We start from the raw sequence: 692 nt of genomic DNA on the forward strand, positions 1-692 counted from the left end.
CAAGCACGGACCGCAGGTGAAAAGCACCGGCTCGCGACACCCGGGCGCGACGCAAATGGCGTTCACCACCCGCGTCAGCTATGCGGAAAGCCCTGGCTCCTGCCGCATCGCCGACGCCATCGTGACCGTCAAGGTCAAGGTGATCCTTCCGGAATGGCGCCGCTCGCGCAAAGCGGATGCCGACGTGAAGCTGTTCTGGGACACGCTGTCGGCCGACATCAAGCGCCATGAGGAACGCCATGTCGAGATCGCCAAGAACCATGCCAGGCAACTGGAGGATGCGCTGAAGGCGAGCTATCCGCAACGGAGTTGCGCCGAGGCCAAGGCGAGAGCCGCGCAGATCACCGCGGCCGAACTCGCCAGGCACGACCAGGACCAGGTGCGCTTCGACCGCGTCGAGAGCGTCAACTTCGAAAGCCGCATCCTGCGGCTGCTGCGCTATCGGATCGAGCGCATCGAGAGCGGCCAGCTGCCGCCCGCCTGATTTTCGCCGGCACCAAGGGCGCCGGTGGCGCAGGCCAATTTCGCCGAAGCATAGTGCCAGGCGGCAAAAACTTTCGAGCCCCTGTCGAAATCGGCCTATATGGGGCGACATATGTCAGGTTCGCTGAGGCGGAGCCTGAGAGCACGAGACATCCAATCGACGCGGTGGATGCGTCGAACCGGCCAAGCCGGCCGCCCTGCCCCCAGGG

Annotated in this window: 1 protein-coding gene; it reads left to right on the plus strand. The window is 65.2% G+C overall.

From position 1 onward, the window contains the following. Window positions 1–484, plus strand: a 484-nt coding sequence (locus EOA33_RS37605) for a DUF922 domain-containing protein (protein ID WP_127407840.1), incomplete at its 5' end; no start/stop codon positions are given. Between the last annotated feature and the right edge of the window lie 208 nt (window positions 485–692).

The sequence above is a fragment of the Mesorhizobium sp. M4A.F.Ca.ET.050.02.1.1 genome (assembly GCF_003997725.1).
Classification (GTDB): Bacteria; Pseudomonadota; Alphaproteobacteria; order Rhizobiales; family Rhizobiaceae; genus Mesorhizobium.